Here is a 13,583-nt window from a genome sequence, read left to right as displayed (position 1 = left end):
GCAGGACTACATGGCAGAACAGACCAAAATCCCGCTCGGCCGTCTGCTGATCCAGAAGGGCGTGATCAGCGAAGACCAGCTTCGTATCGCACTGCTTGAACAGCGCCGCAGCAGCGAACCGCTTGGCAAGCTGCTGATCACGCTCGGCTTCGTCACCGAGGCTACGGCGCGCGAAGCCTTGAGCGAAAACCTGAGGACCCAGTCCGCCGACCTGAAATCGCTGGTGGTGGACGCGATCGCCCTCAAGCTGATTCCCAAGGACGTGGCCAAGCGTTACCGCGTGTTCCCCATCGTGTACGAACGCGGCACGGACCGGCTGATCCTGGCCATGTCCGACACCAGCAATATCGTGGCGCTGGACCAGATCAGCGCCATGCTGGTCAAGGGCATCACCATCGTGCCGCTGCTGGTGAACGATTCGGACATCGCCCACGCCATCGACCATTACTACGGCTTCGAGCTGTCCATCGACGGCATCCTGCACGAAATCGAAACCGGTGAAGTGAACTACCAGAGCTTCGATGCCACGTCCGACGAATACAGCCACCCCATGGTGCGCCTGATCGACGCCCTGCTGGCGGACGCCGTGCAGAACGCCGCTTCCGACATCCACTTCGAGCCGGAAAACAGCTTCCTGCGCATCCGCTACCGCATCGACGGCATCCTGCGCCAGATCCGCAGCCTGCACAAATCCTACTGGCCGGCGATGGCCGTGCGGCTGAAAGTGATCAGCAATATGAACATCGCCGAAACACGGGCCCCGCAGGACGGCCGCATCTCGATCAAATTCTCCGGCCGCCAGATCGATTTCCGCGCCAGCGCCCAGCCGACCACGCACGGCGAAAACTTCGTATTGCGCGTGCTCGATCGCCAGAAAGGCATCGTCCCGCTGGAACAGCTGGGCCTTTCCGAGCACGACCTGGATGTGCTGAAGCTGATGATCGCCCGCCCCGATGGCCTGATCCTCGTCACCGGGCCGACGGGCAGCGGCAAGACCACCACCCTGTATTCGATCCTGAGCCACATCAACACGGAAAGCGTCAACATCATGACGCTGGAAGACCCGGTCGAATACCCGATGAACATGATCCGCCAGACTTCAGTCAACGAATCGGCCAAACTGGGCTTCGCGGACGGCATCCGCTCCATGATGCGGCAGGACCCGGACGTGATCCTGGTCGGCGAAATCCGCGACAAGGAAACGGCCGACATGGCGCTGGCCGCCGCCATGACCGGCCACCAGGTCTACTCCACCCTGCACACCAATTCCGCCGTCGGCTCCATTTCGCGCCTGCTCGATATCGGCGTGGTGGCGGACGTATTGGCGGGGAATATCATCGGCATCATCGCCCAGCGCCTGGTGCGCAAGCTGTGCATGCATTGCCGTGAAGCGCATACCGCCGATCCGCTGGAGCGCCGCCTGCTAGGCCTGCACCCGGACGCGCCCGACGCCACCATCTACCGTGCGGTCGGCTGCGATCGGTGCGCGCATCAGGGCTACAAGGGCCGCATGGCCATCATGGAGTTGCTGAAGATGAACGCGGACATCGATGAACTGGTCGCCCGCCGCGCCTCCTTGCGCGAGCTGCGCAACGCCGCACGCGGCGCCGGCTTCACGTCCCTGGTGGACGACGGCATGCGGCGTGTGCTGGAAGGCGTGACCACGCTGGAAGAAGTGTCGCGCGTGGTCGACCTGACGGAGAGGCTGGCCTGATCATGAAACAGTTCCTCTACCGCGCCATGGATGCCAGCGGCGAAATCGTGCCGGGCAATATGGACGCACTCAATGCGCCCGATCTCGAAGCGCGCCTGCGCCGCATGGAACTGGACCTGATCGACTACCGCGAGACGCGCACGCGCGAAATCGCCCTCGGCCGCCGCCCGATCACGCGCAAGGATCTGATCAACTTCAGTTTCCACATGGAGCAGATGAGCAGTGCCGGCGTGCCGATCCTCGATGGCCTGAGCGACCTGCGCGACAGCATTGACCACCCGCGCCTGCGCGAAGTCCTGACGGATGTGGTGGAGAGCATCGAAGGCGGCCTGCAGCTTTCCGATGCGCTGGCAGCCTATCCGGAAGTGTTCGATCCGACCTTTACCAGCCTGGTGCGCGCCGGCGAGCAAAGCGGCAAAGTCAATGAAGTCTTCGCCAACCTCGCGGAAAGCCTGAAATGGCAGGATGAACTGGCAGCGCAGGCACGCAAGGTGCTCGCCTATCCGGCACTGGTGGCGGTGATTGTCACCGGTGTCGTGTTCTTCCTGATGATCTACCTTGTGCCGCAGCTTACCGCCTTCATCCGCAATATGGGCCAGGAGCTGCCGCTGCATACGCGTGCGCTGATCGCCGTATCCAATGCCTTCGTCCACTATTGGTACCTGATTCTCGCCCTGCCCCTGCTCGCATGGCAAGGGGCGCGCTGGTGGCTGCGCCACAGCGAACGCGCCGCCTACCGCTTCGACGCATTCAAGCTGCGCTCCTGGCCCCTGGGCGCCGTCCTGCAGAAAATCATCCTGGCCCGCATCGCCACCTATTTCGCGCTGATGTACGCCTCCGGCATCACGGTGCTTGAATGCATCCGGCTCTCGGAGGGCATCGCAGGCAACCGCGTCGTGGCGACTGCGCTGCGGCGCGCGGGGCAACTGATCGGCGAGGGCCGCACCGTTGCCGCGGCATTCCAGGAAACGGGCATCTTCCCGCCGCTGGTGGTGCGCATGCTGCGCGTCGGCGAAACCACGGGCGCACTGGATGGCGCGCTGCGCAATGTCGCCTATTTCTACAACCGCGAAGTGCGCGAGCAGATCGAGCGTGTGCAGGCCATGATCGAGCCGGCGATGACGGTGATCCTTGGCCTGCTGTTGGGCTGGATCATGCTGTCCGTGCTCGGTCCGATCTACGACACCATCAGTTCAATCAGGATCTGAGCCATGCTGCGCAAACAGCTCTTCTACCTGACCAGCGAGCGCCTCACCGCCTGCCAGTGGCGGCGCGGCGAACTGTCGGACAGCGCCACTTTCGAACCGGGCCGTCCAGGCACGAACGCCTTTGCCGCTTACCTGGAAGAGCAAGGCGCCACGCCGGCTTTCCTGCTCGCCGACCTGGTCGAGGAGGACTTCCAGCGTCAGCTCGTGCCGCATGTGGGCGGCCGCGCAGGCAGGCAACTGGTCGAGCGCCGCCTGACGCAGGCCTACCGCGATACGCCCTACCGCTGCTGCAAGATGCAGGGACGCGAAGAGGAAGGGCGCCGCGACGACCACGTGCTTCTCACCGCACTCACCAATCCAGCCCTGCTGGCGCCGTGGGTCGACACGCTCGAGCAGCAGCAGACGCCGCTGGCCGGCGTCTATTCGGCCACGCTCCTGTGGGCCAACCTGCTGGAGAACCTCGAGCTGCATTATGAGCACCTGCTGCTGGTCACCGAACAACCGGCAGGCATGCGGCAAAGCTATTTCCACAACCATCAGCTCAAGTTCTCGCGCCTGGTGCAGGCCGATGGGCATGCGGGCGAGCCAGGGCTGATCGCCGCCGAAACGGCGCGCACGCAGCAATTCCTGGCCAGCGTGCGCCTGCTCGAACGGGGCGAAGTCCTGCACGTCGTCCTCATCACGCCCACGTCGGCGATCGAAGGATTGTCCACCGCCTGCACCGATTCGACGGACCTGTACTACCATTTCGAGCCGATCGACACCGCCGCCGAAAAGCTGGGCATGGACGCGCCGCCGGCCCAGGCCGACGGCCTGCTGCTGCACTGGCTGGGCGACGAGCAGCCGTCCAGCCACTACCCTCTGGGCGAGAAAGGCCGCTACTTCCGCTTCTGGCAGACGCGCATCGCCCTGTATGCATCCAGCGCAGTACTGGCGGCGGCGGGGCTGATCTGGACCACCGCGAACCTGATCCATTACGCGCTGTCGGCCTCCAGGGCCGCGGAACTGGCCGCGGAGACGGGCCGCTTTGAAAGCGCCTACAGGACGAGCATGTCCGACATGCCGCCGGCAATGGACAAGACGGCCAATATGAAAGCGGCCGTGCTGATCGACCAGATGGTGGCGCGCCAGGGACCATGGCCGCTGGCGATGGTGAACATGGTCAGCGAAGCGCTGGAGAAATCGCCGCAGATCCGGCTGATGCAGATCGACTGGCATGCCAATGTGCCCGGCGTGCGGCCGATGACGGAAACGGCCATGAATCCGGCCGCCGCTACCTCGGCGGCCCTGGTCGCGCCGCAATCGTCGCTCCTGATCGGCATTCCCAAGGCGCCGTCTCAGGTGCTGCGCCTGCAGGCCGAGGTGCTGGCCGGCGAGAACGATTACCGCCAGGTTCTGCTGGGCATGAGCCAGTTCACGCAGGAGCTGATGCGCCATCCGCGCATGCAGGTCACGGTCGAGCAACTGCCGTTCGACGTGCGGCCCAATGTCAAACTGAGTGGCAAGGCGGGCAATCCCGACAGCGCCGGCGAACGCGCCAAGTTCGCTCTCAACCTGGTGTGGCAGCCATGATGGCCCGTCCGGACAGCGCTCCCCTGCGCATCGCCATGCCAGCCTGGATGCGGGAATTCGGCCAGATCCGCAAGGCGGCTGTAATATTCGCCGGCACAGCGGGCATCGCAGCCGCCACCGTCTTCGCCAGTTACTGGCATATGAATCAGGCGCGTTCGGCGGAAGCCTATTCCGAGTCACGGCGCGACGAAGCACGCTCCCGGCTCACGCATGCGGAAACGGAGAAGGCCGAGATCCGCCTGTACCAGCCTCAGTTCCTCGAGCTGCGGCGCAAGGGCCTGATCGGCGATGAACGGCGCCTGGAGTGGGTCGAAGCGATCCGCCAGATCCAGGAGCGGCGCCGCCTGCTGCCCCTGAGCTATGAGATCGAGCCGCAGCAGCCCTACCTGCTCGAGACGCAGCTTTCCACCGGCGACTATCAGCTGCGCGGCAGCCGCATGGCGCTGCGCATGGACCTGCTGCACGAACTGGATCTGCTCCACTTCCTGACGGACCTGCGCCAGGCAGGCGCATTCACCGTGCAGGATTGCACAATCCGCCGCGCCGCCAATGCCGGCACGGCGCCGCTGGCGCCCACGCTCAATGCGGATTGCAGGCTGAATTGGGTGACGCTGACCGTACCCCCCGTCACATCCAGTGGAGTGCGGCCGTGAAGCGCGCCCTTCTCATTGCCCTTTGCTGCGCCGCCGCTTCAGCGTCCGCACAGAGCTTTATCACGATGGGGCGCCTGTTCACCACGCCGAGCGAGCGCGCGCAGCTGGATTCGCTGCGCAACGGCGCGGCGTCGAACATGCCTGGCGCCTCGCCGGGCGCCATGGCCATCCCTGCCGCCGGCGCAGCCAGCCTGCCGATGACCGGGGCGCCTGGAGTCGTTGGGGCCGCACCGGGTGCGGAAGCTGCGCCGCCCGCGCAGCCGGAGCAGGTGCAACTGTCCGGCATCATCCGCCGCAGCGGTGGGCAGACGACTGTCTTCGTGAACGGAGAACCGCGCGAGGCGCAGACGACGGAACGGGGTAAGGCCGCGCACGTGCAGATTGAGGGGCGCACAATCGTCCTCAAGCCGGGCCAGAGCTACGATCCCGCCACTGGAGCGATCCATGAAACAGGTCGCTAGAATCTTGCGCCGCCCCGCCACGCGACAACGCGGCGCAGCGTTGTTGCTCCTGCTGGTTGTCGGCAGCGTGGCCGCGGCCAGCCTGCTGATCAGCGCCTTTTCGCGCTCGAATGTGGAGCAGATCCGCGAACGCCGCACCGTTGCCACGCTTGGCCGCGCCACCGATGCCCTGGTCGGCTTCGCCGCGACGCATGGGCGGCTGCCGCGTCCTGCGGTTTCTGCCATCGATGGCCGGGAGCGTGCGCAACCCTGCGCCGGCGAGCAGGATTGCAGCGGCTTCCTGCCCTGGGTCGATCTCGGAGTGGAAGGCGTGGACAGTTGGGGCAAGGTGCTGCGCTATGCGGTGACGCCGGGCTTCACTGTCCCGCCGATCCAGCGCGTGTCGGCCATCGCCACCAAGCGCGTACAGGCGCGCGACGGGCGAGGACTGCTGTTCTACACCGTCGGCCAGGAGCGCTGCGAGCTGGCTGCGCAGTGCGCGCCGGCCGTTGTGCTGTCCCAGGGACGCAGGAATCTGGGAACACACGCGAATGGGCTGCGGCTGGCCAATGGCGCCGTAGCCAATCTCGATGAAGTGGGCAACGATACGGCGTCCATCGGCTTTATCAGCCGCGCGGCCAGCGATGACCCGCGCCTTCCCGGCGGCGAGTTCGACGACCTGCTGGCCGTGGTGCCGCTGCAAACCATGTACGAACTGATGGCCAGGGCCAGGACACTGCCATGAAGAACCGCGGCTTCACTCTTGTCGAAATGGCGATCGTGCTGGTGATCGTCGGCCTGCTGATCGGCGGCCTGGTGACGCCGCTCAGCGTCCAGCTCGAGCAGCGCCGCGTGGCCGACACCCAGCGCGCGATGGAAGAGGCGCGCGACGCACTGGTGGGGTTCGCCGTGCGCAATGGCTATCTGCCCTGTCCCGCCATCTCCGCCGCCAATGGTCTGGAGGACCGCGATGGGGCGCGCTGCACCAATGAGCGGCGCATCGGCTTTCTGCCCTGGGCGACCCTGGGCTTGTCCAAGCTCGATAGCTGGAACCATCTCTATCTCTACAGCGTGACACCGGCCTTCAGCGACAGCAGCACGCTATTCCGGCTCAACACCCCGCGCGATATCACGATTGCCAGCCGCGATGCACAGGGCAACCTGGTGTCCGCCAGCGCGGCCAACGATATTCCGGCGGTGATTGTTTCGCATGGCCGCAACGGCTACGGTTCCTACAGTGATGTCGGCGTGCGCATGGCCGATGCCGGCAGCGGCAATCTCGATGAGAAGTACAATATGTCGCCAGCCGGACGCGCCTTCATTGCACGCACCGCCACCGACAACGCAGCCGCGCCGGGCGGTTCGTATGACGATATCGTGGTGTGGCTATCGCCCAATATCCTCTACAACCGCATGCTCGCCGCACAGAGGCTGCCATGAACGACCGCGCCTCGCCAGGCACCGCGCCGGCCATCGCTGCCGCGCAGCCCTCCGCCGCTCCGAACGCGCCTCCGCCTGACGCCTTCATCCCTGCGCGGCCGGCCATATACCGTGTCGCCACATGGGCCGCAGTAGGCACGATCGCGCGCTACACGCTCCTGGAGGCGGTGCGCGGCCGCCTGCTCTGGCTCGTGCTGGCGGCTGCCCTTGCCGGTGCCGGCATTTCAGGCTTGCTGTCGGCGATAGCGCTGACCGAAACACGTGAGACCCAGCTTGCCCTGGTAGCCGCCGCGCTGCGGCTGGCCTCAGTTGCCTTGATGGCGGCCTTTGTGGTGACCGGCATGGCGCGCGAAGCGGCCGACAAGGGTACCGAAATGCTGCTGGCCCTGCCCATCCCGCGCACTGCCTGGCTGGCCGGCAAACTGGCCGGCTTCGCTTCGGCCGCGCTGCTGCCCGCCGTCCTTTTCGGCGCCGTCATCGCCTTCTTCGCCGCGCCGGTGCAGGCCGCGCTGTGGTCGCTCTCGCTGCTCCTCGAACTCTGGCTGATCGTGGCATTCGCCGTGTTCTGCACGATCACGCTCACGCGTCCAGTGCCTGCGCTGGCGATGGTGGCGGGCTTCTACCTGCTGTCCCGCAGCCTCGGCACCCTCCAGCTCCTCGGCCACGCCCCCACCAGCGACGCGACGCAGCGCGCCATCAGCACCGCCATCGACGCCATCGCCCTGCTGCTGCCTCGCCTCGACCAGTTCACGCAAACCGCCTGGCTGCTCTACGGCAGCGGTAGCCTCCCAGCGCTCGCCCTTATCGGCGCGCAAACCGCGATCTACCTCGTCCTCCTTGTCGCCGCCTCCGCGTTCGACCTGCACCGGAGGGACTTCTGATGCGCCCACCATCATCGCCCGTCCCCTCGCCCACCATCCGCGGCCGCGGCGTCCGTCTTGCCGCGCCTGCAACGCGTTCCGGACGTGCACTGCGGCGTTGCCGAGCACCGTCGGCAGTGATGGTGGCGCTGCTGGCCGCACTCTGCCTGCACCTCGCACTGCGCCTGGCGGCCGACAGCCCCCGGCACCCCAAAGTGCAAGACCTGCCGCGCGCGCCCACGCTGGAAGCACTGCGGCTGGCAAGCATCGGCGAGCCCGAAGCCGCATCGAAGATGCTGATGCTCGACCTGCAAGCCTACGACGACCAGCCCGGCGCGCCCCTGCGCTGGCGCGAAATGGACTACAACAATCTGCAAACCTGGCTCGCAAGAGCACTCGATCTTGACCCGCGCAGCCAATACCCGCTGATGGCCGCGACAGAAGTCTACGCAGCCGTCAACGACCAGCACCGCACCAGCCAGATGCTGGACTTCGTGCATGAGCGCTTCGCCGAAGACCCCAACCGCCGCTGGTCATGGCTCGCGCATGCCGCGCTGATCGCTCAGCACCGCCTGCACGACCCGCAGCGCGCACACCGATACGCCGCCGAACTGCGCGCCAGCGCGCCGCAAGCCCCGCCTTGGGCGCAGCAGCTGGATGCGCTCCTCGCGCAGGACAATGAACTGCAAGCCACCCGCCAACTGGCCGGCGCCATGCTCGCCACTGGCCAGGTCCGCTCCGAACGGGACCTGCGCGAACTAGAACGCATCTTGCAAGCAACAGAATCGCGCGCCGCAGCGCAAGACGGGGCGCTAAGATAAATGCACTCACGAAAGGAACAACCCATGTCCCAACGCGGCTTTACCCTCGTTGAAATCGCGATTGTCCTCGTCATCATTGGCTTGCTGCTGGGCGGCGTGCTGAAGGGACAGAGCCTGATCGACAGCGCCAAGGTGAAGAACATCATCCAGCAGTCGCAGTCGCTGCAGGCTGCCGTCAACGCTTACCAGGACCGCTACCGCGCCCTGCCCGGCGACGACATCATGGCGACCACCCACGTCCCCGGCGCCACCGGCAACGGCAATGGCGATGGACAAATCACCGAATACCAGCTGGCGCCGCAGCACCTCGCGCTGGCGGGACTGATCACGGGCTCCTACAACGGCACTACCGATTTCATGACCAGCGCGCAAGGCGGCGCGGTCTACATCTACAACGATATGGTCGGCGGGCGGGCGGGCAATGGCATCCGTTTCGACAACCTGCCGGATTCATTCGCCGAACAGATCGATGCGAAGCTGGATGATGGGAAGCCGGATTCTGGGAATGTGCGGGCGACGGGGCCATACACCAATAACGGCACGATCATCACGCGCACGGCGATCTTCTTCTGAAACCAAAAGCAAAGGCTGGTGGCAGGCACGACGTGCCAGCCACCTTGGCATGCGGCGCGGACCAGCTTTTCACGATTTTTCAACAAACGCCTTCAGCCGCCCCAGCGCCGCATCCCACTGCGCGGACACCTGCTCCAGACACTCGCGCGCCCCTGCAATCGGCTCAGGATCGAGCGCGTAGCGGCTCTCCCGCCCGCTGCGCGACGAGCGCACCAGCCCGGCGCCCTCCAGCACCTGCAAATGCTTGGTAATCGCCTGCCGCGTCAACTGCGAGCCCGTGGTTAACTCTGAAATGCTCTGCGGCGAACCATCCGACAAGCGTCCCACCAGCCACAAGCGGGTGGGGATCGCCCAGCGCCGAAAACACCGGCGCCTGGGCCTGGGCAACACGCTCAAGGGTGCGCAGCGACATATTCCGCGATGTTCTGCATCTGCTGTCCCCAGCCGCCATCGTTCATGCGGAAGGCTTCCGCGCGGCGATGTTCAGGGATCGAATCGAAGCCGGACTCGGTCACCGTCAGCAGCGTGCCGCCATCCACAGGCCTCAGGCGGAACTCGATCAGCGTTTGCGGCTCGCCCGAGTAATCCACGTTCGGGTCGATCGCATACGGATGCCAGGTGAAGGAAAACAGCGTTTCCGGCACCACTTCCTTCACCATCGCGTTCCAGCGGATATGCTCATAGCCCGGATGCGTGATATGGCCGGTGCTCGGTTGGCCCGGCGTGAAAGGCTGCTCAAGCTTCACCTTGAACCATTCGCCGAATTCCTCATGATTGGTCAGTGCGCGCCAAACGCGGGACACCGGCGCCTTCAATTGAATCTGTTTCTCGATACGGTCAGTCATGGTGACGTCCTCCTTTGATGCGCATGGTATGCCACGCACCGCACAGATGCAACCATTTGGTTGCGTAAAATTCTGATACTCTAAAAAAATGACTACCTTTACCAAACAACCGCGCCGCCGCATCTTCCTGATGCGCCACGGCAGCGTGACTTACTTCGACGCCAGCGGGAAACCCATCCTGCCCGAGAGCGTTCCCCTCAACGAAGCGGGCCGCGAACAGGCCGCGGCCGCCGGCCGCGAATTCGCCCGGCAGCAACTGCGCTTTGACCGCGTGATCGTCTCCGGACTGCCGCGCACCGTGGAAACGGCACAGCGTGCGCTGGCTGAAACGGGCCAGCAGATCGAACTGGAAATCTGGCCGGAACTGGAGGAAATCCACGGCGGGCGCCTTTCCGCGATTCCGGACGAGCAAATCCAGGCCGCCTTCACCGGCGCCTTCGAAGGCGTGGTGGCGGAAGACAAACGCTTCCTCGGCGGCGAAACCATTGGCGAACTGCTGGACCGCGTCCACCCTGCCCTTGACCGCCTGCGCGCGGACAAAAGCTGGGACACGGTCCTGATGGTCCTGCACGGCGGCGTCAACCGCGCCATCCTGTCCTACGCCCTCACCCAGGGCCAGCGCACCTTCTTCGGCGGCATGTCGCAGACGGCGGGCTGCATCAACGCGATCGACGTGGGCGAGTCGCAACAGGACTGGGTGCTGCGCTTTGCAAACTATTCCCCGCCCGCGCCCCTGCAAACAGCCACGCGCACGACCACGATGGAGCAACTCCTGGCCGAGTACATGAAGTTCCGCGTCACTTTCCAGCAAAATTAATAGCACGTTCGTTCTTTTCTGTTGTACGATAGCCCTTCAATAAGGAGACGCTATGTTCGAAGAATTCATGGGAACGAAGGCCGTATCGGAGCGCCACAGCTTCGATATGGCCGCGCTGGACGCTTATTTGCGCCAGCATGTGGAAGGCTATCCGGAGGGCGAGCTGAAGGTCGCACAATTCAAGGGCGGCCAGTCCAACCCGACCTTCAAGCTGAGCAAGGGCGACACGCACTATGTGCTGCGCACCAAGCCCGCGCCGGCTGCCAAATTGCTGCCTTCGGCCCATGCCATCGACCGCGAATACCGCGTGATGGACGCTTTGAACAAGGCCGGCTTCCCGGCCGCCCGCCAGTATTGCCTGTGCACGGACGAATCGGTCATCGGGCGAGCTTTCTATGTGATGGAATTTGTCGACGGCCGCGTGCTGTGGGACCAGGCCCTGCCCGGCATGACGCCCGCCGAACGCGCCGCGATCTACGATGAGCAGAACCGTGTGATCGCCCAGCTGCACAGCATGGACTACAACGCCATCGGCCTGGGCGACTACGGCAAGCCGGGCAACTATTTCCAGCGCCAGATCGAGCGCTGGACCAAGCAGTACAAGGCTTCCGAGACCGAAACCATCGAGGCGATGGATAGCCTGATCGACTGGCTGCCGGGCCATATTCCACCAGGCGACGACACGTCCATCGTCCACGGCGATTACCGCCTCGATAATATGATCTTCCACCCCACCGAGCCGCGTATCCTGGCGGTGCTGGACTGGGAACTCTCCACGCTCGGCCATCCCTTCGCGGACTTCAGCTATCACTGCATGGGCTGGCATATCGCTCCAGGCCAGTTCCGCGGCATCGGGGGACTGGACCTGAAGGCGCTGGGCATTCCTTCGCAACGTGAGTACATCGCGAAGTACGCCGAACGCACGGGCAAGAATATCCGGCTGGAGGATTTCAATTTCTACCTGGCCTTCAATATGTTCCGCCTGGCGAGCATCATGCAGGGCATCATGAAGCGTTATGTCGACGGGACAGCGGCCAGCGCGCAGGCGCTCGAATCGGGCAAGCTCGCCAAGCCTATGGCGGAGCTGGGATGGGCTTACGCCCAGGGGAAGGCTATCGACTGAGCCAGCACGGCGGATCAATGATCCGCCCTACGCGGCGCGGCAACGCGCGCGCACCAACCGATTTTTGCCCCACCGCGCGCGCCAATCAACGGATTTGGCCCCAACGGGACTGTAGGGCGGATCATTGATCCGCCGTGCATGATCCGCCAACACACAAGGACACAAGCAATGGACTTCGAATACTCCGACCGCTGCAAGGACCTGCAAGGCCGCCTGCTGGCCTTCATGGACCAGCACATCTACCCCAACGAAAAGGCCTTCCACGAAGAAGTGGACCGCAACGGCCATGAAAAAGGCAACCGCTGGATCCCCACGGAGCTGATCGAGCGCCTGAAACCGCTGGCGCGTGAACAGGGCTTGTGGAACCTCTTCCTGCCGCGGTCGAAGCGCGCCCCGGAAGGCCTGTCCAACCTCGATTACGCGCCGCTGTGCGAGATCATGGGCCGCGTGCCCTGGGCAGCGGAGGTCTTCAACTGCTCCGCGCCGGACACCGGCAATATGGAAACGCTGGAGCGCTACGGCACCGAGGAGCACAAGCAGAAGTGGCTGGAACCGCTGCTGCGAGGCGAAATCCGCTCCGCTTTCGCGATGACGGAACCGGCCGTCGCATCGTCGGACGCCACCAACATCGAAACGCGCATCGAGCGCGATGGCGACCATTACGTGATCAATGGCCGCAAGTGGTGGATCTCCGGCGCAGGCGACCCGCGCTGCCAGATCTATATCACCATGGGCAAGACCGACTTCGACGCGCCGCGCCACCAGCAGCAGTCGATGATCCTGGTTCCAGCCGGCACGCCAGGCCTGACGGTGGTGCGTCCCCTGCCTGTCTTCGGCTATGACGACGCTCCGCACGGTCACTGCGAAGTACTGTTTGAAAACGTGCGCGTGCCCGCATCGAACATCCTGCTGGGCGAAGGCCGCGGCTTCGAAATTGCCCAGGGCCGCCTCGGACCGGGCCGCATCCACCACTGCATGCGCGCCATCGGCGTGGCGGAGCGCGCACTGGAGCTGATGTGCCAGCGCCTGAACACCCGGGTAGCGTTTGGCAAGCGCCTTTCCGAGCAGGGAGTGTGGCGCGAACGCATCGCGGAAGCGCGCATCCAGATCGATACCGCCCGTCTGCTGACGCTGAAAGCGGCCTATATGATGGATACCGTCGGTAACAAAGTTGCGCAGGCCGAAATCGCGATGATCAAGGTGCTGGCGCCAAACGTAGCCCAGCAGGTACTGGATTGGGCCATCCAGGCGCACGGCGCGGCCGGCGTGTCCGACGAATTCCCGCTGGCTTACCAGTGGGCTGCCAATCGCACCTTGCGGTTAGCCGACGGGCCGGACGAAGTCCACCGCAACGCCATTGCCAAGCTGGAGTTGGCCAGGCATGGGGCGTAATACTTTGCTCAGTTTGTGAGCTGAGCTATCATCGTCCTGCAGCCACTATTCCGAAAGGATGCGTTGTGCGGGACGATGTCAGAAGACCCTTACCGTCGATACGTTCTCAGATCACGCTGCTGGTC

At 64.6% G+C, this 13,583-nt stretch carries 15 protein-coding genes; 13 read left to right on the top strand and 2 right to left on the bottom strand.

Features of this window, described 5'->3' with window-relative positions; genetic code table 11:
• Positions 1-10: 10 nt before the first annotated feature.
• The 10 genes from ACHMW6_RS14675 to ACHMW6_RS14630 are packed head-to-tail and all read left to right on the top strand — an operon-like array spanning position 11 to position 9,281.
• Entirely contained in the window at positions 11-1,714 is a 1,704-nt protein-coding gene (locus tag ACHMW6_RS14675; protein ID WP_395407825.1) for a GspE/PulE family protein, read from the top strand.
• A 2-nt stretch (positions 1,715-1,716) separates the two neighbouring features.
• Complete coding sequence (locus ACHMW6_RS14670; protein ID WP_395407824.1) at positions 1,717-2,922, top strand: type II secretion system F family protein; 1,206 nt, start codon at positions 1,717-1,719, stop codon at positions 2,920-2,922.
• Between the two features lie 3 nt (positions 2,923-2,925).
• Entirely contained in the window at positions 2,926-4,494 is a 1,569-nt protein-coding gene (locus ACHMW6_RS14665) for a hypothetical protein (protein WP_395407823.1), read from the top strand.
• Positions 4,491-5,147, top strand: a complete 657-nt coding sequence (locus ACHMW6_RS14660; RefSeq protein ID WP_395407822.1) for a hypothetical protein — start codon at positions 4,491-4,493, stop codon at positions 5,145-5,147. Before ACHMW6_RS14665 ends, ACHMW6_RS14660 begins: the two co-directional genes overlap by 4 nt.
• Positions 5,144-5,608 (top strand): hypothetical protein, encoded by a 465-nt coding sequence (locus ACHMW6_RS14655; protein WP_395407821.1) that lies wholly within the window; start codon positions 5,144-5,146, stop codon positions 5,606-5,608. The genes ACHMW6_RS14660 and ACHMW6_RS14655 overlap by 4 nt, the downstream gene beginning before the upstream one ends.
• Positions 5,592-6,332: a hypothetical protein gene (locus tag ACHMW6_RS14650; RefSeq protein WP_395407820.1), complete on the top strand. Its 741-nt coding sequence runs from the start codon at positions 5,592-5,594 to the stop codon at positions 6,330-6,332. Before ACHMW6_RS14655 ends, ACHMW6_RS14650 begins: the two co-directional genes overlap by 17 nt.
• Entirely contained in the window at positions 6,329-7,027 is a 699-nt protein-coding gene (locus ACHMW6_RS14645; protein WP_395407819.1) for a type II secretion system protein, read from the top strand. Before ACHMW6_RS14650 ends, ACHMW6_RS14645 begins: the two co-directional genes overlap by 4 nt.
• Positions 7,024-7,908: an ABC transporter permease gene (locus ACHMW6_RS14640; RefSeq protein WP_395407818.1), complete on the top strand. Its 885-nt coding sequence runs from the start codon at positions 7,024-7,026 to the stop codon at positions 7,906-7,908. The genes ACHMW6_RS14645 and ACHMW6_RS14640 overlap by 4 nt, the downstream gene beginning before the upstream one ends.
• Positions 7,908-8,708, top strand: a complete 801-nt coding sequence (locus tag ACHMW6_RS14635) for a hypothetical protein (protein ID WP_395407816.1) — start codon at positions 7,908-7,910, stop codon at positions 8,706-8,708. Before ACHMW6_RS14640 ends, ACHMW6_RS14635 begins: the two co-directional genes overlap by 1 nt.
• Positions 8,709-8,732: 24 nt before the next feature.
• Entirely contained in the window at positions 8,733-9,281 is a 549-nt protein-coding gene (locus ACHMW6_RS14630) for a prepilin-type N-terminal cleavage/methylation domain-containing protein (protein ID WP_395407814.1), read from the top strand.
• Positions 9,282-9,350: 69 nt separating this feature from the next.
• On the opposite strand, the gene ACHMW6_RS14625 is transcribed toward ACHMW6_RS14630, so the two are convergent.
• Positions 9,351-9,599: a transcriptional regulator gene (locus ACHMW6_RS14625; RefSeq protein WP_395407813.1), complete on the bottom strand. Its 249-nt coding sequence runs from the start codon at positions 9,597-9,599 to the stop codon at positions 9,351-9,353.
• Between the two features lie 74 nt (positions 9,600-9,673).
• Entirely contained in the window at positions 9,674-10,126 is a 453-nt protein-coding gene (locus ACHMW6_RS14620; protein WP_395407812.1) for an SRPBCC family protein, read from the bottom strand.
• Between the two features lie 88 nt (positions 10,127-10,214).
• Between ACHMW6_RS14620 and ACHMW6_RS14615 the strand changes: the two genes are divergently transcribed.
• From ACHMW6_RS14615 to ACHMW6_RS14605, 3 genes are all read left to right on the top strand, one after another.
• The gene (locus ACHMW6_RS14615) at positions 10,215-10,943 is read left to right on the top strand and encodes a histidine phosphatase family protein (protein ID WP_395407811.1); all 729 of its coding nucleotides are present in this window, start codon (positions 10,215-10,217) and stop codon (positions 10,941-10,943) included.
• A gap of 52 nt (positions 10,944-10,995) precedes the next feature.
• On the top strand, positions 10,996-12,066 hold the full coding sequence (locus ACHMW6_RS14610) for a phosphotransferase (protein WP_395407810.1): 1,071 nt from the start codon (positions 10,996-10,998) through the stop codon (positions 12,064-12,066).
• 168 nt (positions 12,067-12,234) lie between these two features.
• The gene (locus ACHMW6_RS14605) at positions 12,235-13,458 is read left to right on the top strand and encodes an acyl-CoA dehydrogenase family protein (protein ID WP_395407809.1); all 1,224 of its coding nucleotides are present in this window, start codon (positions 12,235-12,237) and stop codon (positions 13,456-13,458) included.
• The last annotated feature ends 125 nt before the right edge of the window (positions 13,459-13,583 follow it).

This window comes from Pseudoduganella sp. UC29_106 (assembly GCF_044055365.1).
Taxonomy (GTDB): domain Bacteria; phylum Pseudomonadota; class Gammaproteobacteria; order Burkholderiales; family Burkholderiaceae_D; genus Rugamonas.
Note: the sequence above shows the minus strand (reverse complement) of the source record. Positions and strands in the feature narration are given on the sequence as shown.